Raw genomic sequence first — 21,591 nt, 5'->3', positions numbered from 1 at the left:
TCTCCCCCCTACTGCCCGTGGTTATTGACGTCGGCGGCTTGCACTGTGTCGCCTGTATTATTGCCCCAGGCATTACGCTCATAGGTCACCACAGCGGCCAGTTCCTTGGCGGTAATCTGTTTGCCGAAGGCCTGCATGGCGGTGCCTGTCTTGCCATGGATCACTATGTCCAGATGGGCAGCCATTGGGCCTATGGCAATAGCACTGCCCTTGAGCGCCGGGAACACCCCTTGAAGTCCGGCGCCGTTGGGCTGATGACAGGCGGCGCAACGCGCCATATAGATCTGTTCGCCAAGCGCCATGGCTTCATCATGGCTCATGGTCTCACTGAGGGCAGCCTGAGCTTCTTCGGCGGCCGTAGCCGCAGCTTGTTTCTGCTCTGCCATCCAGGCGTCGAACTCATCTTCTGCCAGTACCTGCACCACAATCGGCATAAAGCCGTGGTCTTTACCGCAAAGCTCGGCACATTGGCCGCGGTAGATCCCCGGTTTGTCCACCCGGGTCCAGGCTTCGTTAATAAACCCGGGATTGGCGTCTTTTTTGACGGCAAAGGCGGGCACCCACCAGGAGTGGATCACATCATCTGAGGTCATCAGGAATCGGACTTTGCGATTGATGGGCAATACCAACGGCTTGTCGACTTCAAGCAGGTAGTGCTCACCCTTGGCTTCCTGGCCTTCTATCTGGGACCTCGGCGTTGCCAATATGCTGAAGAAGTCGATGTCTTCGCCGAAATAGCTGTAGTGCCATTTCCATTGCGAGCCGGTGATCTTGACCGTCAGGTCGGCATCACTGGGATCCTCCATGGCAATCAGCGTCTTGGTTGCGGGGATTGCCATCAGGATAAGGATTAAGAAGGGGATAAGCGTCCAGGCAATTTCTACCTTGGTACTTTCATGGAATTGGGACGCAACCGCCCCTTTGGACTTCCTATGGTTGATCATGGCGTAGATCATCACGCCGAACACGACCAAACCTATGGCGCAGCAGATATAAAGAATGATCATGTGCAGGTGATACACCTTGCCACTGATCTCAGTTACCCCTTGAGTCATATTCAAGGGCATATCTGCCTGGGCGCATGGAGACAACAAGCTGACGCACAACAAGGTCAGCAAAACACACAGCCATTGCTTCACAAGACATCTCCTCTGTCAATTGCATTCGCAACTACAAAGAAGAGTCACACAGTAAGTCTTTGCTCTATGCAAACTCTTCAGTTCCCAAAAAAGCAACGATGACTTCAAAGTGCGGCGGCGGTTTCACTTAGATCTAGGTATACAGGTGGTAACCACTGTTGCACTTACCGCTGAATATACTCAGCATTTCCGGCGGCGGCCGCACTCGCTATAAAGCGAAATGGGGCGGTCAGCCTACGACGAATTGCATGGAGGTAACACAATCGTTGTTCTTACAATATTTGTAGATTAAATATTGATCAAGATCACGATGTTTTCTAACTATATGAAAAAAAACATCTATAAATTCTTAGGTTCATACCGCGCGAAAGCCGAGCCCGCGCGGTTTACAGGTAAGCGATTACGTCAAGAGGGGGCGGAAAATAGGCCATCTCAAGGATGGCCTTTAAAGGAATATATTAATGGATGGAGCGAGTCAGCTCACTGAGACGGCTCTCCATCTCCTTAGTCAGGGGGCCGGTTTCCAACACTATGCCCATGGCTCTGGCGTTACGGGCGACCAGTTGCAATCGGCGGTTATCACGGGCATCCAGGCTATCAATCCAACTGATCACTGCACTGGAAGTGCCGTTGGTCAGGGCTCTTTCCGTTGCCCACAAGGCTTCAACCTCATCCTTGGTGCGCACCAAGAGCACTCTATCCATTCTAACACCGGCCCTCGCTAAGGTTTCCTTGTAACCTATGCTGGCCGGGGCGTTAATCAAGACTATCCAGCGCCCCTGTTGGCTCAGTTGCGCCAATTGAGGGCAGAGGCGTAATAATTCCTGGCGTCCTTGACTGTGGCTGGCCAGGCTGGAGATGCCTGTATGCGGACAAGGTTGGTTACCGGTGATATTGGTATCTGTCCATAGGCCTGGGTGTCTCGGGGCGTTGCCAGTCATTATGCTCATAGCCAGTCTCCATTGCGTATTATCCCTACCGCCAGTCCTTCAATGGTCAATGGCTGGAAAGTCAGGTCGACTTTGATTGGGGAGTAAGCTTCATTCTCAGCATGTAGATAAACTACATTACCTTTCTTTTCAAAGCGTTTTACCGTTACGTCATCTTCAACCCTGGCCACTACGACTTGACCGTTACGGGCTTCCTGTACCTTATGAACCGCCAGAAGATCACCTTCGAGAATGCCTATATTCTTCATGCTGTCGCCGCGCACCCGCAGCAGGAAGTCGGCATTGGGATGGAACATACTAGGGTCGACCTGGTAATACTGTTCTACATGTTCCTGTGCCAGTATGGGTTCACCGGCGGCGACCTGACCTATTAGCGGGAGGCCGGTTTCTGACTCGGCTTGATCATCATGAGGTAGACGAATGCCGCGAGAGGTGCCTGGTATGATCTCAATACAGCCTTTCTTGGCCAGCGCCTTGAGGTGTTCTTCGGCGGCGTTGGCGCTCTTGAAGCCTAACCGGGTAGCAATTTCGGCCCGGGTTGGTGGCATGCCGGTATCGGCTATATTGCGTTTAATCAGTTCCAGAATCTGTGCCTGGCGCGGTGTCAGTGGTCTCATGATGATTCCTGTTTTTTCATACAGTACCTGTCAGTATATACAGTATTTTTTTTAGTGCAAGTATTAACCAGTGTTGAGATTTTTTAGCCGTGGCATAAATAGGTTAGAGAGCGGCTCCGGCATCAGATAGACCTGGGCTCCAGATCTCTGACATAAGGCTTGCCGGGGCCGGTTCGCAGCTTTCCTAGCTAAGGTTCAGGAAATTCTGGTATTCTATTGAGCTATTGATTGCGACCCAGACTCTGAAAGAACATGTCCAAACAAGATTCATTCTGGTTTAAATCCCTTCGTTGGATCCAAAGTAAACTCGTGCACACCATAGTGGTGCCTCAGGATCCTTTCGCAGATTTAAACTTGGATCCGGCTAAGCCGATGGCCTATGTCATGAAGACGGAATCTGTCAGTGATATTGCTGCGCTGGCGGAAGTCACCCGTAAGTTTGGCCTGCCTTGTCCTTATGAGGCGCTCAAGGTCGATGATATTACCGTCCCCAGAGTCGTCTGTCTGGAAGGAGCTAAGCCTCTGTTTGGCAAGCGTAAGAGTAATAAGCCTTTTCTCAGCTGTTTTACCTCCTTGCTTCATTTGCATCAGACCAATCCACAACTGGACATTCAGTTGGTGCCCGTGAGTCTCTATTGGGGCCGCACTCCAGGCAAGGAAGATGACAGCATGCGCGCCGCCGTATTTGAGCGGGAAAGCCCGACTTGGCTGCGCAAATTTTTAATGATCCTGTTTCTGGGGCGCGACAACTTTGTGCAGTTTTCCAATGCCGTGTCGCTGCGGCTGATGGCCGATGAACATGGAACCGATAAGGCTATTGCCCATAAGTTGGCGCGAGTGGCCAGGGTACATTTCCGCCGTCAGCGTAAGGTGATGACCGGGCCATTACTGCCCAACCGCCAAGCGCTGTTCAATGAACTGTTGCGTTCAGAAACTCTTAAAAAGGCTATTAAAGAGGAAGCCGCAGCCAAGAAGATCCCCGAGGCCAGAGCCAGGGAAATGGCAGAGGAATATCTCGATGAGATTGCCGCCCACTATTCTGACAGTCTGGTGCGTATTGCCCAGCGGATCCTTACCTGGTTATGGAACAAGCTCTATAAGGGGATTAACATCAAGGGCGCCGAGCAGATACGCCAACTGCATCACGATGGCCATGAGATAGTTTATGTACCTTGTCATCGCAGCCATATGGATTACCTGCTGCTTTCCTATATCCTCTATTTTCAGGGCATGGTTCCGCCCCATATCGCCGCCGGTATTAACTTGAACTTCTGGCCCGCCGGACCCATGTTCCGCCGTGGTGGTGCCTTCTTTATCCGCCGCAGTTTCAATGGTAATAAACTCTATACCGCCGTGTTCCGTGAGTATCTCGATCAGCTGTTTGCCAAAGGCTATTCGGTCGAATATTTCACCGAAGGCGGCCGTTCCCGTACCGGACGATTGTTGTCGCCCAAGACAGGTATGTTGGCGATGACGGTCAACTCTGTGTTGCGAGGCATTGAGCGGCCGGTGACTCTGGTGCCCGTATATCTGGGCTATGACCATGTCATGGAAGTGGCCACTTATCACAAAGAACTCAGTGGCAAGAAAAAGCAGAAAGAGTCAGTCTGGCAGGTGGTTGGCGCCTTGCGCAAGTTGGGTAATTTTGGCCAGGGTTATGTGAACTTTGGTGAACCTGTGACCCTGCAGAACTTCCTCAAAGAAACGGCACCCAATTGGCGTGAAGATGTGGCAGCCGATCCCGAGCAGAAACCCAGCTGGCTGACCCCAGCGGTCAATACCTTGGCCAACCGGGTGATGACTCATATCAATGACGCGGCAGCGGCCAGTGCGGTGACTCTTACCAGCTTGGTGCTCTTGTCCTCAGAGCAAAATGCGCTGGAGCGCAGCCAGTTGGAACGGCAGTTGGACCTGTATCTGGATCTGCTCAAGGAAGTGCCTTATACCCAGTACATCTCGGTGGCCGAGGGTGACGGTAAGCAGCTGTTGCAACAAGGTCTGGAGCTGAACAAGTTCACGGTTCAGAAGGATGAGTTGGGTGATATCATCTCAATCGATGAATCGATAGCGGTAACCATGACTTATTACCGCAACAACATCATTCACTTATTTATTGTGCCATCTCTGCTGGCCAGTTGTCTGGTGCGTCTGGAACAGTGCAGCCGGGCTCAGATGCAAGCTGTGCTTGAGGATTTCTACCCTCTGTTGCAGGCCGAGCTGTTTATGGGCAAGACAGATGTCGGCGCCTATGCCGATCAGCTGCTGGATCGCTTCATTGCCAAAGGCCTAGTCGCCGAAGAGGCTAATGGCTTCAGGGTGTTGGAGGCCGGGATCAATCCTCTGGCGCTGTTGGCCGAAACCATGAGTGAGACTCTGCAGCGCTACGCCGTCATCTTTAACCTGCTGGCGGCTCACCCAGGTATTGAGCGCGGCGATTTGGAGCGGGAAAGCCATAAGTTAGCCAGTCGTCTGGGCGCGTTACATGGGATTACCGCCCCTGAGTTTTACGATAAAAAACTCTATGGCATTGTGAGCATCAAGCTCAAAGAGCTGGGTTATCTCACCAAAGAAGACACTCGCCACGATATCGAGCGAACCCGGGATTATGCCAACCTGTTACTGCGTCCTCAGGTCAAGCAAACCATTGTCGACAGCATCGCCGCCGAACAGGAGTCCTGATGGCCAATCATATGAATGCGGCGCCTGCCAAGGCGTCTTTGCTGGGCGGTGCCATGATCATCGCCGGAACCACAGTCGGTGCCGGGATGTTTTCTCTGCCGGTGGAAGGTGCGGGTATGTGGTTTGGCTACTCGGTACTCATGCTGCTGGGGGTATGGTTTTGCATGTTTATGTCCGGGTTGCTGCTGCTGGAAACCAACCTGCATTTTGAGCCGGGAGCTAGCTTTGACACCCTCACCAAGGAGACCCTGGGACAGTTTTGGCGGGTGCTTAACGGCGCTTCGATAACCTTCGTACTCTATATCCTTACCTATGCCTATATCAGCGGTGGTGGCTCCATAGTCAATCACAGCCTGCAAGGAATGGATATCAGTCTGCCACAGAGCTTTGCCGCCTTGGTGTTCGCCTTAGTGTTGGCGTTGGTGGTGCTGATCAGTACCAAGGCCGTGGATAGGATCACGACCATAATGCTGGGAGGGATGATCATCAGTTTCTTTCTGGCGATAGGTAATCTGTTGATCGGCATAGATACCAGCAAGCTGCTGTTGCCGGAAGAGGGGTCTTACGGTTCATATCTGTGGGCTGCGATTCCTTTCGGTCTAGCCAGTTTTGGTTATCACGGCAATGTGCCGTCGCTGGTGAAATACTACGGTAAACAGCCGGGCACTATTATCAAGGCGATTTTTGTCGGCACCTTTATCGCTCTGGCCATTTACCTATGTTGGTTGGTGGCAACTATGGGTAACATTTCTCGCGCCGAATTCAGCAATATTATTGCCCAGGGCGGCAATATGGGGGTCTTGGTCGGTGCCTTGTCCAAGGTGATGGATAACTCACTGCTCAACACCATGCTGACCCTATTTGCTAATCTGGCGGTGGCCTCTTCATTCTTGGGGGTAACCCTGGGTTTGTTTGATTATCTGGCTGATCTGTTTGGTTTTGACGACAGCCGCAGCGGCCGAGCCAAGACCGCCTTGGTGACTTTCCTGCCACCGACTCTGCTAGGTATGCTGTTTCCAGATGGCTTCCTGGTCGCCATCGGCTTCGCTGCCTTGGCGGCCACGGTTTGGGCCGTCATAGTGCCGGCCTTGATGGCTTGGCGCTCAAGGCAACAGTTTGCCGACCACCCGGGCTTTCGTGTGCCGGGGGGAACCCCTCTGATAGCCATAGTGGTGTTGTTTGGATTGCTGACGGCGGCTTGCCATCTGTTGGCCATGGCCGGTATGTTACCCAAGTATTCCTGAAGCGGGAACTGGCTCTCTTTTTCAACGGATTGAGAGAGCCTCATCTTGACAAGGTCATAAAAGTCAGTAATTTATATGTCCACGCCGAATATTTTGTGCGGGTGTAGTTCAATGGTAGAACGGCAGCTTCCCAAGCTGCATACGTGGGTTCGATTCCCATCACCCGCTCCAAGTCTCTCTGCTACAGTTGTTCGAATGCTGTTGGTTTGTCGGCACTGCCTTGATTGAATTCCATACTTTCGAACTCGACTTTGATTATCTGCTTTCCATTAGCTTATTTTCATCGGCGTGACAGCATAGGTCGAAGCTCACACTCCATAAATAGACTCGCCATTCCGGTTTGTTCATTGTTGAGAAGACAGAAGCCCTGTGGGTCATAGCGTTAATAAGTAATTGTTTTAACCACAACAAAATATATTTCCCTGGGTTTTGACTCGTGTCTTTGGTCGTCTGCAATTTGTAATCGAACACTTTCTATACAGCTTGGTATAATTTCTGTTAGCGTTTAACTGAAAGGAACCGGCCTTGGCCGCCTCTTTCGCTTACGATAACAAGGGAACTGGGTAATGAAGATTACAGAATACAGGCATGGTGAGCCCTGCTGGGTAGAGCTGGGTAGAGCTGGGTACGCTGGATTGGAACAGTGCCAAGCATTTTTATTGTCGGTTATTCGGTTGGCAAACGCAGGACATTCCTATGCCTGAGGGGGCTTATTCTACCATTCGGCACGGTGAGGAAGAAATCGGTGCCATGTATCAGCTACCTACCGAATTACAACAGCAAGGCGTTCCCAGTCACTGGGCGGTTTACTTTGCGGTGGAGGATATTAATCACTGTATCGAGGCCATCAGTTCCGCCGGCGGTCAGCTTCTGATGGGCCCTCATGAGGTTGGCAGCGCCGGTAAGATGGCGCTATTTACCGATCCCGAGGGGGCCCATTTTTCGGTTTGGCAGGGTATCGAACATCCTGGCGCTGGGCGTAAGTGGGAAGCCAACACTCTCTGCTGGGTGGAGCTCGCTTGTCGGCAACCCGAGAAGGCCAAGGATTTCTATCCCAAGGTGTTCAACTGGCAGATGCGCCGTAGTGAAGATGCCCCCGACTTTGAATACACAGAGTGGTTGTTGCGTGGCGATGAAAGCATTGGTGGCATGCTGCAAATGACCGAGCTGTGGGGCGATGTGCCGCCCCACTGGATGATTTATTTCAGTGTTGATGACTGTGATCTGATGGCTTGTCGGGCGGCCGAGTTGGGCGGCAAGGTTTGTGTGCCGCCCACTGATATCCCCAACGTGGGGCGCTTTGCGGTGATCAACGACCCGCAAGGGGCTGTCTTCAGCATCATCCGGCTGACGATGGCGCTTTAATTTTTCTTAGTTGGCCGCATCGATGCGGATTTGGCTACCACAGTTGCCGGGAGCAATTCTGGGGGCCTGTTGCAGCAGGGTCTTTAAGTCGCTGTCATCTATCTTTTCGGGAAGACTGAGCTGAATTTCGGTCAACATCCCCCGGTGACATTTAAGGCTCAGCTTGTGCTCGCTCGATGTGCCAAAGCTCTGCTGAAACGCTTGTCTGAAAGAAGCGGTCGCTATCTTGGCGCCGATATTTTGTTGTAGCAGGTTGAGCAGAGGTGCCGCTTGGTTCACTTCTGTGGTCAGCCTGAGTGCCAATGAAAAGTAGGCTTCGGCATTTTCATCCCGGCAACTGCCGTGTTTCCACCATTCATGCCGCTCCAAGCAACTGCCATAGGCGTGACTAGGCATCATCTGAGCCAGGCGTTCGGATACGGCTTCACTCAACTCAATGGCGGGATAAGCGCAGAAGTTGTCGGGCTTGTGTTTGACCTTGCCGCAATAGCCATAGTTGATGCCGCAAGAGCGCTTATTGGGCCATAAGCCGTGCAAGCTGAAATGACTGGCATCGAAGCGGTCGGTGCTTTGGCTGCGACATTCGGGTTTGCTGGAACCTTTTGACTCACAAAAGGCGTTTTGCCATGACAGAGCCAGCAGATGGCTATCGTATTTATCGGCCAGGTTACAGGCGTTTTGGGTTTGAGGTTCAGCGGGCAGCGCGCCCGCTTGCAGCTGACCACAATCGGCGGCAATCCAGCGCAGAGGTGATTGTGTTGCTGAGGTTCTAACCCTGAACCAGGTGGGCGTGTCGTGACCGAGGCGTTCAACTATCTCCAGCCTTTGTCCGGGGTTGCTGTAAAGCTGCCCGGGATTAGTGCCCTTGTTCTTCGATTGAAACAGCGGACAGGTCTTGTCTATCAGCAACTCACCGGAAAAGGGGGCTGCCATGATCCCAACAGGCAGCAGCCACAACAGGAGTATCAGTAAGCGGGTCATAAGATTCCTCTTTGATGAAATAGTCATGATGCGATACTTAGTTTTTCGTAATGCTTTGTATCTAAAGTAAGTTTTTGCGCAACTTAGGTTGAGCCAATGATCTTTGGCTTCTGTTCCAATATTCAGGCCTGATGCACCATAGCCGGAATGTCCGATGTTTTGGCCGCGGATCAGCGGCGCCAATTCTTTATTGGTCAAATGCAGCGTAATTATTGCCGGCCGATAAATTGTGTCGCTTGGCAATGACAGCAGAATTTTACAGGAAAAAATGAATGAAAGGATGTGCCGCCGCGGCGGTTATGGTGTTGATCCTGGGGGCTTGCCGTAGTTCTCAGGAGGCGCAGCAGGCTAAAGCTGAGGGTTATCGCTGTGAAAAAGTTACAGTGACGGGTTCGAGGATGCCGATAAGAAGGTGTATCACTCTGGCACAAAGGGAGCAAGAGCGCTTAGAAGCGGGAGAGATGTTGTGTAATGGAAGAGTGCTTTCTAAGGAGTGAGTAAGGATGCCAGTGGCTGGTGCCACTGGCATACAGGGATCAGGCTGACTTGATCAGTCGGCCTTCGGCGTCACGGAAACTGCCGATGGCGATACGAACAAAGTCGATCAGAGTCCAGATGCCCAGGCCGCCCAGGGTCAGCAACATCAGCAGACCTGTACCGATTTTACCTGTGTAAAAACGGTGTACGCCGAAGCCACCCAGGAAGAAGCACAGCAGCAGAGTTGGTACGAAACCCTTGTCGCTCAGTTGCTCATTTTCGATTGTCATTGTTTGTCCTTAAGTTAACTTTTGTCCCGGGTAAGTGATCAGCCTACCCTGCCCATCTTTATAGCTTCCCACGAGTAACATGAAAGTGATTATCACTGTGTGGATAATATCGACCGCCAGCACTGCTATTCCGGTGAATACCAAGGTAGGATCATCGGTTGAAATCAGCGAGATGCCGATTATTGCCAAACCGAGATCAAACAGGCCATGAAGAATACGACCACAGTAAAAATGGTGTATGCCCAAGATGCCGAAAATGCCTGAAAGACACACGGCTACGCCATAACTCTTATCGGATTTTTTGAGAGTCTGCACTTCCTTGTTCCTTTGTTGAAAGCTGAGTAGTCTGGCTCGGCAGGCATTTCCCTGCACATCTTCGAGCTAAACGGGAGGAGTCTACCTTTTTCCTAGGATTTTTTTCAATAACAAATTGTTAAATTGAGATTATTCTGACACATCTGTTTCAAACGCCTGGTATTGGATCACATTGATGTACCACTCTTTGATCCCGGACGGCGTTTGTACCTGGACCTCATCATCAACCTGTTTACCTATGAGGGCCCGTGCCATGGGGGAATCTATGGTGATATAACCTTTCTTGGTGTCTATCTCATCCTTGCCGACAATCCGGTAGCGCACCACAGTGCCCTGGTCATTTTCCAGTTCGACCCAAGCGCCGAAAAACACCTTTCCTTCCTGTTGCGGTGAGTAGTCAACAATCTTCAACTCTTCCAAGCGTTTGACCAGATAGCGGATCCGGCGATCTATCTGCCGCAGCAAGCGTTTGTTGTAGGTGTAATCTGCGTTTTCGGAGCGGTCACCCTGGGCCGCGGCCTCTTGCACCTTGAGGGTGATCTCGGGGCGATATTCCTTCCACAGATACTTGAGTTCTTTGTCCAGGGCTTCCCAGCCCTTACGGGTAATCAAATGGGCTTTCATCGGTTTATTCGATCAACTGCTGATGGCGCCAGGCGCCGATGCCAATAGTGCTGAAGATTTACAGAACTCAGGCGTGCTTGCAAGTGCGCCTTTCTGCCAATGGGATAAACAGGACGCCTTTGTTTGTCATTTAACACAGGCGATGAGTGTCTGTCCCGGCTCGAAGCTGGCTTGCAGATGATCGCCCAGAGCCAACTGCAGTCCCTCAAGGCTGTCGTTGCATACCGAGGCATAGAGGCGGTCACTGCCGCCAATATCCAAGGTAATTTCGCTGCGCTGGGTATCGCGTTTGATTTGCAATAATTGGCCCTTGAGGCGGTTACCACTGCTGAGGGGGTGTTGCAGCGAGTGGATGCTGACGGCGGGAGCCTTGAACAGCAGCAATACCTTCTTACCGATATGCAGCCCCAGTTTGTCTGTGCTGGCATGGGTGATGGCGGCATCTATCTCCTGCCCGCCGGCCAATTTGACCCTGACATTGTCATTGAGTGAATCATCCTTGAGCGCAATGACTTCACCGGCCAGCTGATTGCGGGCGCTGGTCTTGAGCGAGAAGTGGGCCATCAGATCCAGTAGGTTGTCCATGGGAACGGCCGCATCCAACAGCGCCTTGAGCACCATGTCCTGCATCTGATCCATCAGTTCGTAGAGCTTCAGCAGACGCTCGCCAAACTCGGTTAACTTGGCGCCGCCACCGCCCTTGCCGCCCTTTTCACTGCTGACCACAGGCTGGGGAGCTTGCAGATTCATGTCGTTGACCGCATCCCAGGCCGCCTTGTAACTGATGCCCGCCTGCTTGGCCCCCTGGCTGATGGAGCCGGTAATGCGTATCTGCTTCAACAGTGCAATGCGCTTGGGATTGGCAAACAGTTTATCGGCATTGTTGAGAGTCAACAGGGCTTTGAGATCCATGGCGTATTCCTTATCAGTGTCGGGGTTATTCTCCCTTATTGCGCTGATAAAGACCACAGGGATCACTCACTGACGATCACAGGCTTGCTTATCGTTATATAACTATGTATATAACGTTGGCAATCTCTATTGAGTACCTATTTCACCAAGGAGTCGTTATGAAGTCCCTGTTTCGTCCTGCCCTGAGTCTAGCTCTGGGGCTGCTGTTGGCCTTTAACGTCAGTGCCAAGGAAAAAGTCACCGTCTTTGCCGCCGCCTCTCTCACCAATGCTATGAATGAGTTGGGCGCCGAATATGACCGCAAGCATGACACTGAAACCGTATTCTCTTTTGCTTCCTCTTCGACGCTGGCCCGCCAGATTGCCCAAGGTGCGCCCGCCGAGCTGTTTCTGTCGGCCAACCAGAAATGGATGGATTATCTCGATGAAAACAAGGCCATCGACAGTCATAGTCGGGTCACTCTGCTGCGTAACACGCTGGTGCTGATCGCGCCGAAAAGCAGTGCACTGAACCAGGTTGAAATCTCGGCTTCCTGGGATCTCAAACAGGCATTGGGTAACAGCCGGATGGCGGTTGGCGATCCAGATCATGTGCCGGTCGGTCGCTATGCCAAGCAGGCGCTGGAAAACTTGGGTTTGTGGCAACAGGCCGAACCTTTGCTGGCCAGAGCCAATAGTGTTCGCGGCGCCTTGGCGTTGGTCGAACGCGGCGAGTCATCTCTGGGGATTGTCTATTCCACAGATGCCAAGGTTGCCAAAGGGGTCAAACAGTTGGCGGTATTCCCGGAAAAGACTCACAAGCCAATCAGCTATCCCATGGCACTGGTGGGTAAAGAGCACAGCAAAGGTGCCGAAGGTTTCTATCAATTCCTGCAGTCTGACGCCGCCAAAGCGGTATTTGCCAAATACGGCTTCGGCGTAAACTGAGAACTTGTCCTTGAGCATATTGACCGACTATGAAGTGGCCGCCTTGTTGCTCAGTCTCAAGGTGTCCACAGTGGCTGTGCTTTGCAGCCTACCGCTCGGCATTTTGTGTGCTTGGGTGTTGGCGCGGCTGGAGTTTCCCGGCAAGTCTGTGCTCGATAGCCTGATCCATCTGCCTCTGGTGCTGCCGCCTGTGGTCATAGGGTATTTGTTACTGGTCTCCATGGGCCGCAGCGGTTTTCTCGGTGGTTGGCTCTATGACACTTTTGGCTTCAGCTTCAGTTTCAGCTGGCGCGGCGCCGCGCTGGCGGCCGCGGTGGTGTCATTCCCGTTAATGGTTCGTGCCATTCGTCAGGCGCTCGAAGGGGTGGATGTGCGCCTGGAACAGGCGGCGCGCACCTTGGGAGCTGGCCGACTCAAGGTCTTCTTCACCATTAGCTTGCCGCTGACCGCGCCCGGCATCGTCTCGGGCATGGTGCTGGCCTTTGCCCGCAGCCTCGGGGAGTTCGGCTCCACCATTACCTTTGTTTCCAACATACCCGGTGAAACCCGCACCATTCCCTTGGCCATGTACTCCTTTATCGAGACCCCGGGCGCCGAGGCCGAGGCGGCCAGGCTGTGTGTGATTGCGATATTGATTTCACTGGCCTCGCTGATCGCTTCCCAATGGCTCAGCAAGCGGGCGCAACAGAGGACGCTGGGACAATGCTGAAAATCGCTATCAGACAACAACTGGGGCAAACCTTGCTGGATGTGGACACAGAGTTACCCCTCTCCGGGGTCAGCGCCGTCTTTGGCCGCTCGGGTGCCGGCAAGACCTCGCTGGTCAATATTCTCGGCGGCCTGGCAACGCCGGATGCCGGAGAGATCCGTTTGGGAGAGCGCTGGCTGTTTCATAAAGACAAGAAGATCAACCTGCCACCGGAGCGGCGTAACGCCGGCTTTGTGTTTCAGGATGCCAGGTTGTTTCCCCACTATCGGGTGCGCGGCAATCTCAACTATGGCCGCAAGGATAAAGACAGCCGCGAGTTTGACACAGTAGTACAACTCTTGGGGTTGGAGAAACTGCTCGATCGTTTTCCCTTCACTCTCTCCGGTGGGGAAAAACAGCGGGTCGCCATAGGCCGGGCCTTGCTGACCCGCCCAGAGATCCTGTTGATGGATGAACCGCTGGCATCGCTCGACTTGCCCCGTAAGCGCGAGCTGTTGCCCTACCTACAGAGGCTCACCGCCGAACTTAAGCTGCCGATTATCTATGTCAGCCACAGTCTGGATGAGATCCTGCAACTGGCGGATCAGATGCTGGTGCTGGACAAGGGCCGCTGCGTCCTCAGTGGCCCGCTGGAACAGGTGTGGGACAGTGACGAGCTGAGACCTTGGCTCAGTGCCCAGGAACAAAGCTCACTGCTGAGTGCCACAGTGGCCGAGAGTCATCCCGAGTATGCCATGACTCGTTTGCAACTCGCCGACGGTAACAGCCTGTGGGTCAATGAACTGTTACCCCAACAGAATAAGCCGATACGGGTGCGGGTTCACAGCAATCAGGTCTCTGTGTGCCTGCAGGTGCCGAGTGGCAGCAGTATCCGCAATATCTTGCCGGTAACCCTGGAAGAGGTGAGCCGGGTCGATAGCCGCGACTATGTGCAACTCAGGCTGAGGTTGGCGGGTATGCCACTGTGGGCCAATATTACCCGCTGGGCCCTCGATGAGTTGGCGTTGCAGCCCGGAATGTCGCTCTTCGCCCAGATCAAAGGGGTCAGCCTCACGGCCGCCGACTTGGCTCGTTCTCACTGAGGTACAACAGAAGATCAACTACTGTTACAAAGTCTCGGGTGATTTTTGGTATTAAAATGGCTAAATTTAAGATATTTAGCCATTTTTTTAGATACTATTGTGCAAGTTGCAGGCTTGGCACTCGAGGAATAGCCCATGGGACAAGAAACCTCCAAGATTCTGGTTGTCGATGATGATATGAGGCTGCGGGCCTTGCTGGAGCGCTATCTGATGGAACAAGGCTATCAGGTACGCAGCGCCGCCAATGCCGAGCAGATGGATCGCTTGCTGGAGCGGGAGAACTTTCACCTGCTGGTGCTCGACCTTATGTTGCCGGGAGAGGATGGCCTGTCCATCTGTCGCCGCCTGCGACAACAGGGCAACCCTCTGCCGATAGTGATGCTGACCGCCAAGGGCGATGAAGTCGACCGCATCATAGGCCTGGAACTCGGCGCCGATGACTATCTGCCAAAACCCTTCAACCCCAGAGAATTGCTGGCACGGATCAAGGCGGTGATGCGCCGTCAGGTGCAGGAGATCCCCGGCGCGCCTTCGCAGCAGGAAGAGATGGTCACCTTCGGCGAGTTCAGCCTCAACCTGGCCACCCGCGAGATGTACCACAACGAAGAGTCCATCGCCCTCACCAGTGGTGAATTTGCCGTGCTCAAGGTGTTGGTGACTCACCCCAGGGAGCCCTTGTCCCGCGACAAGCTGATGAATCTGGCTCGTGGCCGCGATTATTCGGCGTTGGAGCGCTCCATCGACGTTCAGGTTTCCCGGCTTAGGCGGCTGATTGAAAAGGATCCCGCCAACCCGCGCTATATCCAAACGGTTTGGGGCCTGGGGTACGTGTTTGTGCCAGATGGTGCCGCCCGTAAATGAAGCTGCGCTGGTGGCAACGCCTGTTGCCCAGGAGTGCCTTCAGCCAAACAGTCATGCTGATAGGCTGCCTGCTGCTGATCAATCAGCTGGTCTCCTATTTGACTGTGACGGTTTATTTCATTAAGCCCAGCTACCAGCAGATCAACCAGCTTATCGCCCGCCAGATCAATCTGTTGTTTGTCGATGGGGTCGAGGTGGGCCGGGAACACCTCACCATAGTGGACGCCCTCAATGCCAAGGTGCGCGACGATGGCATGCATGTCTATAACCAGAAGCAGGCCAGGGAAGCCGGTATCGAGCGGGCGACCTACTATGGTTTCCTCTCAGCCCAGATGTCGGAATATCTCGGTGGCCCGGCCGAAGTGCGTATTGCCCAGAGCAATCTGCTGCAGATCTGGATCCGCCCGCCTCAGGCTCCTTCCATCTGGATTAAGGTTCCCCTCAATGGTTGGAACGAAAATGTACTGTCGCCCCTTAACCTCTATCTGCTGGTGATAGGCGCCTTGAGTGTCGCCGGTGGCTGGTGGTTTGCCCGGCAACAGAACCGGCCGCTGCGGCGGCTGCAAAAGGCGGCGATCTCAGTTTCCAGAGGCAATTTCCCTGATCCGCTGCCGCTGACCGGCTCAAGTGAACTTGTCGAAGTGACCAATGCCTTCAACCGCATGTCCCAGAGTATGAAACAGCTGGAGCAGGACAGGGCGCTGCTGATGGCGGGGATTTCCCACGACCTTAGAACCCCCCTGACCCGAATTCGTCTGGCTTCCGAGATGATGGTGGACGACGATGCCTACCTGCAGGAGGGCATAGTCAAAGACATTGAAGACATGGATGCCATCATCAATCAGTTTATCGCCTATATCCGCCAGGATCAGGAGAGCATTCGCGAGCCGGAACAGATCAACCGTTTAATCCGCGAAGTGGCCCAGGCCGAGAGCAACAGAGTCGGTGAGATAGAGCTGGTACTGGCCGAATGCCCCGAAGTGCCGATGCAGAGCCTGGCCATCAAGCGGGTGATCGGCAATCTGGTGGAAAACGCCTTCCGCTATGGCCGCGGCTGGATCCGGATCGCTTCCCAGGTGGAAAAACACCGCATAGGTTTCAGTGTGGAAGACAATGGCCCGGGTATTGCCGAGAGCCAGATCCCCAAGCTGTTTCAGCCCTTTACCCAAGGTGACAGCGCCCGCGGCAGCGTCGGCTCAGGGCTGGGACTGGCGATCATCAAACGCATCATAGACAGGCATCAAGGCAAGGTCATTCTCAGCAATCGCCCTCAGGGTGGGTTGCACGCTCAGGTGTGGTTGCCAAGGGACTAGCCATAGACGCTGTCTGTCATTCAACTGTCATGCTCCAGTCATAAACTGCGCTCAGTTCAATCAATTGGGCGCAGTTTGCCATGAAGATTTCCACCCTTTCTCTCGGCGCTTCGGCGTTGTTGCTCTTGTTGGCGGCCTTGCTCGCCTCTCTGGTGCTCTGGAGCAGTGAACAGAGACAAGAGGCAGAACTGCAGAGCCAGACGCTGCAAGGCTTGCAGCAAGAGTTTTTGGTAGATATCCGTGCCAATCTGGATAAGTATCTCGCCAGTGGCGATGCCGGGCGGTTGGAGCAGGCCAGAGCCCAGCTCAATGATATTCATGACCGTTTGCCGGTAGATTCACAGTTGACACAGGAGCTGGCGCAATTGGTGACGGCTCTGGATAGCAAGTACCGCGCCGCCGGCAAGTTGGCCGGAAACCCCAGGCAGCTGTTGGCCCATGCCGAAACCGAAATGTTGGATAACAACAAGCGTCTGGCGGATTACGGCGATCAAGGGCTGGCAACGGCGCCACAAGCAGCGCATGAATACCTGCAGCTCAGTCGGGAGCTTCCGCCGCTGGTTTACCAGTTGTCACAGCTGACCCAGGATTACCTGCTCGGACGGGAGCAAAGACTCAAGCCTTACCTCGACAGCACCATAACCCAGTTGGCCGATTGGCATGACAGACTCAACGCCTTGCCACTGCTTGGTCTCTATCGCACTGTAGAGGCCGATGAATTTGCCCTGGGTGACGATGAACCCGAGCGCGAGGAGATAGGCGAGAGCTACCGCGCCGAACTTCTGAGTCTCAGCAGTCGCTATGCCAAGGAAGTGACCAATACCGAGCAGCAACTGTTGGATAACCGTCAGATGCAGGATGCACTGCGCGCCGATATGCACAAGTTGCAGCAGAACTTGCTGACCATGGCCGCTGAGCAGCAACAGCGTACCGACAAGCTCAAACACGAGCTGCAGCTGTGGCTCTATCTGGCTTTGGCAGTGCTGGCTTTATTTGCCGTGGCTTATTTGATTTTGCAGCAGCTCAGGGTGGTGAAGCCGTTGCAGCTGCTCAACACCGCTTTCAGTCAACTGAGTGAGTCCAATACCCGCGAGCGCCTCAATATCAGTCGCCGCTGTGAAACCGGCCAGATAGCCGCCCACTTCAATGCTCTGCTGAATCGTTTCGAGTCCGAGGATGAGCAGCAGCGGCAGCAATTGGCGCGTATCTCCCAAAGCCTATCGGCGCTGGTGCAAAAAATCAGTGAAATGGCCGGCAGTACCCGTGAGACCCAGCAAGTGGTGGATCAGGCCCGGCAGCAAACGCTGCAGCTCAGTGAATTGGCCGGACTGGTGAGTGACAGCTCAGCTGCGCTGGCCTCCCGTGCCGGCAATACCGCCGAGCAGATGCACCAGAGTGAACTCGAAGCGCAGCAGATGCTGGAAGCCACAGATTCAACCCGCACCGCCGTTGCCGAGTGTCATCAAGCGCTTGCCAGTCTGGATGATTCAGTGGCGGCCGTGGCGGGAATTATCGACGTGATAGGTAATATTGCCGGGCAGACTAATCTGTTGGCGCTCAATGCCGCCATAGAAGCCGCCCGTGCCGGTGAGCAGGGCCGAGGCTTTGCCGTGGTGGCCGATGAGGTGCGCAGCCTTTCCAGTCGCACCCAGAGCTCGCTCGATGAGATAGGTGCCATTCTTAATCGGCTCACCAATGCCAACAAGAGTCTGGGGCAGAGTATGGATGGCATAGCCGAGGCGAGCGACAGGCAGAGACAGAGAGCCGAGAGCCTGAAACAACTGGCGCAGGAGGTGAGACTGCAGGCTTTTGCCATGGCGAGCGGGACTCAGCAGGGCACTGAGTATGCCCAGTCACAGCTGGCGCATCTGCAATCCTTCTCCAGCGCCATGGAACAGCTGCGCAGCCAGGCGATCACCGCCTCAGAGCAAGGGCAGGCAATCGCCTCTCAGGTGGCTGCAGGTGTCGCCGAGATAGAACAGAATCTCGGCATTAAAGCCGCCTGAGTCGCGATTAGAGGCTCGCCAGTATGGTTTCAGCCTTGCTGACTTCGAAAGTCTTGGGCGCTTCCACATTCAACAAAGAAATCACGCCATCGTTTATCACCATGGCATAGCGCTGCGAGCGTAAGCCCCCGAAGGCGCCAGTGTCCACTTCCAGCCCCAGCGCCTTGGTGAAGGCACCATCTCCGTCGGCCAACATCATGATCTCACCGGCGTTTTGGGCTTCACCCCAGGCTTTCATCACAAAGGCATCGTTAACCGATACACAGGCAATGATATCGACGCCTTTGGCCTTGAGTTCATCGGCCAGCACCACATAACCCGGCAGGTGAGCTTCGGAGCAGGTGGGGGTAAAGGCACCGGGAACAGCAAACAGCACGGCTTTCTTGCCGGCAAACAGTTCCTTAACCTTGTGGTTGATCATGCCCTCTTTACCGAGTTGGCTCAGAGTGGCATCCGGCAGAGTTTGACCTTGTGCAATCATGGTATTTGTCCTTTCAGTGGGAGTTACAAACCATCATAGCCGTTAATGGAATGGACAAACACAGACATTCTACAGGGGCAATCAGGCGGCGGCCGGTCGGCGCCGAAACAGCGTTCGCAACACCAGCCAGCATAAGCTGAGAAGCAGTTCTGCCGAGGCTGCAAGCAGCAGGCCACTGAGTAGGCCAATAGCAATGGCATCGCCCTTGAGCAGAATATTGTGGCTGTAGTTGTCCCAGACTTCGCGGCGGATATCCGCCTGTGGCGCAAACGCCAGTTGCAGGTAGGGGCTGTAGAGACTCTCGCGGAAGTCGGCCAAGGCCTGCTGCAACTCGGAGCGGCGTTCTACCATGGCGTTGAGCTTATCGCCGCCGGAGGTAAATACCGGATCTTTGTTGGTCACATAATGGGCGATAAGCTTATCCAAATCGCCATCGAAGAAACGGTCAGCATCGCGCTGAAACCCGGCCAATTGGGTTTGGATCTCGCTCAGGTGGGCCTGCAGGCTCTTGCCGTATTGATCGACAAAGCCGGGGAGTTGGATCCCCGCCAGTACCCCCACAAAGAACAGCAGCAGTCTGAGATAGTCGCGTATGGTTCTAAGCATCATGTCTCCCTGAGTTTCGGCCAAACCAGATTGCCGCAGCCGCCCGGTATCTTAACTGACCGGTTCTGGCTTTGTTGCCCATAGCACCCGGGGCTGCAACCAAAATGGCTGCTGACTCAAGTGTATGGTTTGGTCTCAGTTCATCGCCGCTTTGACATAGACATCGAAGCGGTTTTTCTTGGTGGCGATAACTGTGCTGGGTTTAACCCCGGCCAGGTCTTCGGCGTAGTCCGGCCGTTTGACCACTACCCGCTTGCTCGCCAGTGCCAACGCCGGGGCCAGCAAGCCGTCGGCATCGGTATCTGCGCCGACCAGGGTCTGAAATACCCGCATCTCTTTTTTTACCAATGCCGACTTGTCTCTGTGAGGATACATGGGATCCAGATAGACCACATCCGGTTGCGGACTTATCTGGCTCAGTGCCTCCAGACTGGAGTCGTGCAGCAGCACCATTCTTTGCTGCATCCAGGGGCCGATCTCGCAGTCCCGATAACCGCGGCTGAGACCGTCTTCCAGTAGCGCTGCCACCAAGGGGTTACGTTCAATCAGAGTCATTTGGCAACCAAGGCTCGCCAGCACAAAGGCGTCACGGCCAAGACCGGCCGTGGCATCTACCACAGAGGGGCAGGCGCCTTGCTTGAGACCGACCGCCTTGGCTATGGCCTGGCCACGGCCGCCGCCGAACTTACGTCTGTGGGCCACGGCGCCGCCGACAAAATCGACACAGATACCGCCAAGCTTGGGTTCGTCACGCTTGAACAGGGTCAGCATCTCCTGCTCAAACCCCAAGGCAAACACCGAGTCTTCATCATGCTTCAGGCCCCAGCGCTCGGCAATGGCGCACAGGCGTGGCTCCCGGGTATCAAAATAAATGCTATGGCTTGGTTGCTTCACTGTGTTTGAGTCCTTGGCTGAATTGGCGCCATTATGCCAAATGCCAACCTGACTGAATACGTTCAGCTGCAACTCGCAGGCAGAGCCGCTATAATGCCGCGGTCATTTACCCGTCAGTCATTGGGGAACCCATGCTCAGCTACCGTCACGGTTTTCATGCCGGCAACTATGCCGATGTGCTCAAACATTCCATCTTGTTGCAGGCGCTGAGCTTGTTGCAGAAGAAAGATAAACCTTTGGTTTATATCGATACCCATGCCGGTGCCGGTGGCTATGCGCTGGAAGATGATTTCGCCCAAAAGACAGGGGAATATCTGGAAGGTATAGGCAAGCTCTGGCAGGAAACGAGTGTGCCGCAGGCGATGACAGCCTATCTGGAGGCGGTGCGCCATTTCAACGAAGGCAACGAGGAGCAAGCCACAGATGAGCTGGCCTGGTATCCCGGATCTCCGGCGATAGTGGATATGCACCTTAGAGAGCAGGACAGAATGCTGCTGCACGAGCTGCATAATACCGATGTCGAACTGCTGCAGGAGTATTTTGAAGGTGCCCGTCAGGTGAAGCTGGTTCACGGCGACGGTCTGCAGGGCCTGTTGGCCGCCGTGCCGCCACTGGAGCGTCGGGCACTGGTGCTGGTGGATCCCAGCTATGAGCTCAAGAGTGACTATCAGGATGTGGCCGATACCCTGATCAAGGCCCATCGCAAGTTTGCCACCGGGGTATATCTGCTCTGGTATCCGGTCGTCAATCGGGCCCAGACCGAAGCCATGCTGACGAAGCTGAAAGACAGCGGCATTCGGCGCCAGTTACGGATAGAGCAGAGTATCAAGCCTGACTCGGATGAATTCGGTATGACGGCGGCGGGTCTGTGGGTCATCAACCCGCCCTGGCAGTTGGATACCCAGGCCGAAGAGCTGCTGGAATGGCTTCACCCCAGGCTCAATCAGGGTGGCGGCAGCGTCACTGTCACCTGGGAAGTGGGCGAGTAAGCTTGGTTCCATCATAAAAACTTTTGGCCGGGTCACCGGGTATTAATTGGATACTAAGTCGGGTACCAAGCTGTGTACTAATTGCCCGGCCTGTTAACCGTGGCCTTTACGGCGTCTAAGCGACTGTGTGA

General features: G+C 54.2%; 21 protein-coding genes, 1 tRNA gene and 1 pseudogene. 12 read left to right on the top strand and 11 right to left on the bottom strand.

The window, feature by feature from the left end; genetic code table 11:
- Positions 1-17 precede the first annotated feature (17 nt).
- From coxB to lexA, 3 genes and pseudogenes are all read right to left on the bottom strand, one after another.
- Positions 18-1,139 (bottom strand): annotated as a pseudogene (gene coxB / locus K5621_RS19590) (cytochrome c oxidase subunit II); the annotation flags it as partial.
- 458 nt (positions 1,140-1,597) lie between these two features.
- Positions 1,598-2,089 carry a cell division inhibitor SulA gene (locus K5621_RS19585; RefSeq protein WP_221050096.1) on the bottom strand — a complete coding sequence of 164 codons (492 nt, stop codon included), beginning with the start codon at positions 2,087-2,089 and terminating at the stop codon, positions 1,598-1,600.
- Positions 2,086-2,706 (bottom strand): transcriptional repressor LexA, encoded by a 621-nt coding sequence (gene lexA / locus K5621_RS19580; protein WP_100143217.1) that lies wholly within the window; start codon positions 2,704-2,706, stop codon positions 2,086-2,088. The genes K5621_RS19585 and lexA overlap by 4 nt, the downstream gene beginning before the upstream one ends.
- A gap of 252 nt (positions 2,707-2,958) precedes the next feature.
- Between lexA and plsB the strand changes: the two genes are divergently transcribed.
- The 4 genes from plsB to K5621_RS19560 all read left to right on the top strand — a co-directional run bounded on the left by plsB (position 2,959) and on the right by K5621_RS19560 (position 7,994).
- The gene (gene plsB, locus K5621_RS19575) at positions 2,959-5,385 is read left to right on the top strand and encodes a glycerol-3-phosphate 1-O-acyltransferase PlsB (RefSeq protein ID WP_100143218.1); all 2,427 of its coding nucleotides are present in this window, start codon (positions 2,959-2,961) and stop codon (positions 5,383-5,385) included.
- Positions 5,385-6,629, top strand: coding sequence for a tryptophan permease (gene mtr / locus K5621_RS19570; RefSeq protein ID WP_100143219.1), 1,245 nt, complete (start codon positions 5,385-5,387; stop codon positions 6,627-6,629). The genes plsB and mtr overlap by 1 nt, the downstream gene beginning before the upstream one ends.
- A gap of 97 nt (positions 6,630-6,726) precedes the next feature.
- A tRNA-Gly gene (locus K5621_RS19565) sits at positions 6,727-6,800 on the top strand.
- Between the two features lie 450 nt (positions 6,801-7,250).
- Positions 7,251-7,994, top strand: coding sequence for a VOC family protein (locus K5621_RS19560; RefSeq protein WP_342370172.1), 744 nt, complete (start codon positions 7,251-7,253; stop codon positions 7,992-7,994).
- Between the two features lie 6 nt (positions 7,995-8,000).
- Here K5621_RS19560 and K5621_RS19555 read toward each other — a convergent pair whose 3' ends face one another.
- Positions 8,001-8,975 carry a ribonuclease T2 family protein gene (locus K5621_RS19555; RefSeq protein ID WP_221050095.1) on the bottom strand — a complete coding sequence of 325 codons (975 nt, stop codon included), beginning with the start codon at positions 8,973-8,975 and terminating at the stop codon, positions 8,001-8,003.
- Positions 8,976-9,247: 272 nt separating this feature from the next.
- Between K5621_RS19555 and K5621_RS19550 the strand changes: the two genes are divergently transcribed.
- The gene (locus K5621_RS19550) at positions 9,248-9,472 is read left to right on the top strand and encodes a hypothetical protein (protein WP_221050094.1); all 225 of its coding nucleotides are present in this window, start codon (positions 9,248-9,250) and stop codon (positions 9,470-9,472) included.
- Between the two features lie 39 nt (positions 9,473-9,511).
- On the opposite strand, the gene K5621_RS19545 is transcribed toward K5621_RS19550, so the two are convergent.
- The 4 genes from K5621_RS19545 to K5621_RS19530 form a co-directional block, all read right to left on the bottom strand.
- A complete protein-coding gene (locus tag K5621_RS19545) occupies positions 9,512-9,742 on the bottom strand; it encodes a TM2 domain-containing protein (RefSeq protein WP_221050093.1) in 231 nt (76 codons plus the stop codon).
- A gap of 9 nt (positions 9,743-9,751) precedes the next feature.
- Entirely contained in the window at positions 9,752-10,057 is a 306-nt protein-coding gene (locus tag K5621_RS19540; protein WP_100143223.1) for an NINE protein, read from the bottom strand.
- Positions 10,058-10,186: 129 nt separating this feature from the next.
- Complete coding sequence (greB, locus tag K5621_RS19535; protein WP_039035338.1) at positions 10,187-10,681, bottom strand: transcription elongation factor GreB; 495 nt, start codon at positions 10,679-10,681, stop codon at positions 10,187-10,189.
- A 126-nt stretch (positions 10,682-10,807) separates the two neighbouring features.
- Positions 10,808-11,593, bottom strand: coding sequence for a TOBE domain-containing protein (locus tag K5621_RS19530; RefSeq protein ID WP_100143225.1), 786 nt, complete (start codon positions 11,591-11,593; stop codon positions 10,808-10,810).
- A 158-nt stretch (positions 11,594-11,751) separates the two neighbouring features.
- On the opposite strand from K5621_RS19530, the gene modA reads away from it, so the two are divergent.
- The 6 genes from modA (at position 11,752) to K5621_RS19500 (ending at position 18,490) form a co-directional block, all read left to right on the top strand.
- The gene (modA, locus tag K5621_RS19525; RefSeq protein ID WP_221050092.1) at positions 11,752-12,519 is read left to right on the top strand and encodes a molybdate ABC transporter substrate-binding protein; all 768 of its coding nucleotides are present in this window, start codon (positions 11,752-11,754) and stop codon (positions 12,517-12,519) included.
- 16 nt (positions 12,520-12,535) lie between these two features.
- Positions 12,536-13,228, top strand: coding sequence for a molybdate ABC transporter permease subunit (modB, locus tag K5621_RS19520; protein WP_028780857.1), 693 nt, complete (start codon positions 12,536-12,538; stop codon positions 13,226-13,228).
- Positions 13,222-14,310 (top strand): molybdenum ABC transporter ATP-binding protein ModC, encoded by a 1,089-nt coding sequence (gene modC, locus K5621_RS19515; RefSeq protein ID WP_100143227.1) that lies wholly within the window; start codon positions 13,222-13,224, stop codon positions 14,308-14,310. The genes modB and modC overlap by 7 nt, the downstream gene beginning before the upstream one ends.
- 135 nt (positions 14,311-14,445) lie before the next feature.
- Entirely contained in the window at positions 14,446-15,171 is a 726-nt protein-coding gene (gene ompR, locus K5621_RS19510) for an osmolarity response regulator transcription factor OmpR (RefSeq protein WP_221050091.1), read from the top strand.
- On the top strand, positions 15,168-16,484 hold the full coding sequence (gene envZ, locus K5621_RS19505; protein ID WP_100143228.1) for a two-component system sensor histidine kinase EnvZ: 1,317 nt from the start codon (positions 15,168-15,170) through the stop codon (positions 16,482-16,484). The genes ompR and envZ overlap by 4 nt, the downstream gene beginning before the upstream one ends.
- Positions 16,485-16,564: 80 nt before the next feature.
- On the top strand, positions 16,565-18,490 hold the full coding sequence (locus tag K5621_RS19500) for a methyl-accepting chemotaxis protein (protein WP_221050090.1): 1,926 nt from the start codon (positions 16,565-16,567) through the stop codon (positions 18,488-18,490).
- Between the two features lie 7 nt (positions 18,491-18,497).
- On the opposite strand, the gene K5621_RS19495 is transcribed toward K5621_RS19500, so the two are convergent.
- The 3 genes from K5621_RS19495 to K5621_RS19485 form a co-directional block, all read right to left on the bottom strand.
- Positions 18,498-18,971, bottom strand: a complete 474-nt coding sequence (locus tag K5621_RS19495) for a peroxiredoxin (protein ID WP_221050089.1) — start codon at positions 18,969-18,971, stop codon at positions 18,498-18,500.
- Positions 18,972-19,052: 81 nt separating this feature from the next.
- Positions 19,053-19,580: a DUF2937 family protein gene (locus tag K5621_RS19490; protein ID WP_245003118.1), complete on the bottom strand. Its 528-nt coding sequence runs from the start codon at positions 19,578-19,580 to the stop codon at positions 19,053-19,055.
- Positions 19,581-19,712: 132 nt separating this feature from the next.
- Complete coding sequence (locus K5621_RS19485; protein WP_425332475.1) at positions 19,713-20,450, bottom strand: class I SAM-dependent methyltransferase; 738 nt, start codon at positions 20,448-20,450, stop codon at positions 19,713-19,715.
- A gap of 152 nt (positions 20,451-20,602) precedes the next feature.
- Here K5621_RS19485 and K5621_RS19480 point away from each other — a divergent pair, with 152 nt between their 5' ends.
- Positions 20,603-21,460 carry a 23S rRNA (adenine(2030)-N(6))-methyltransferase RlmJ gene (locus tag K5621_RS19480; RefSeq protein WP_100143232.1) on the top strand — a complete coding sequence of 286 codons (858 nt, stop codon included), beginning with the start codon at positions 20,603-20,605 and terminating at the stop codon, positions 21,458-21,460.
- The last annotated feature ends 131 nt before the right edge of the window (positions 21,461-21,591 follow it).

This window comes from Shewanella carassii, from assembly GCF_019670705.1.
Classification (GTDB): domain Bacteria; phylum Pseudomonadota; class Gammaproteobacteria; order Enterobacterales; family Shewanellaceae; genus Shewanella; species Shewanella carassii.
This window is presented reverse-complemented; position numbering and strand designations above follow the sequence as displayed.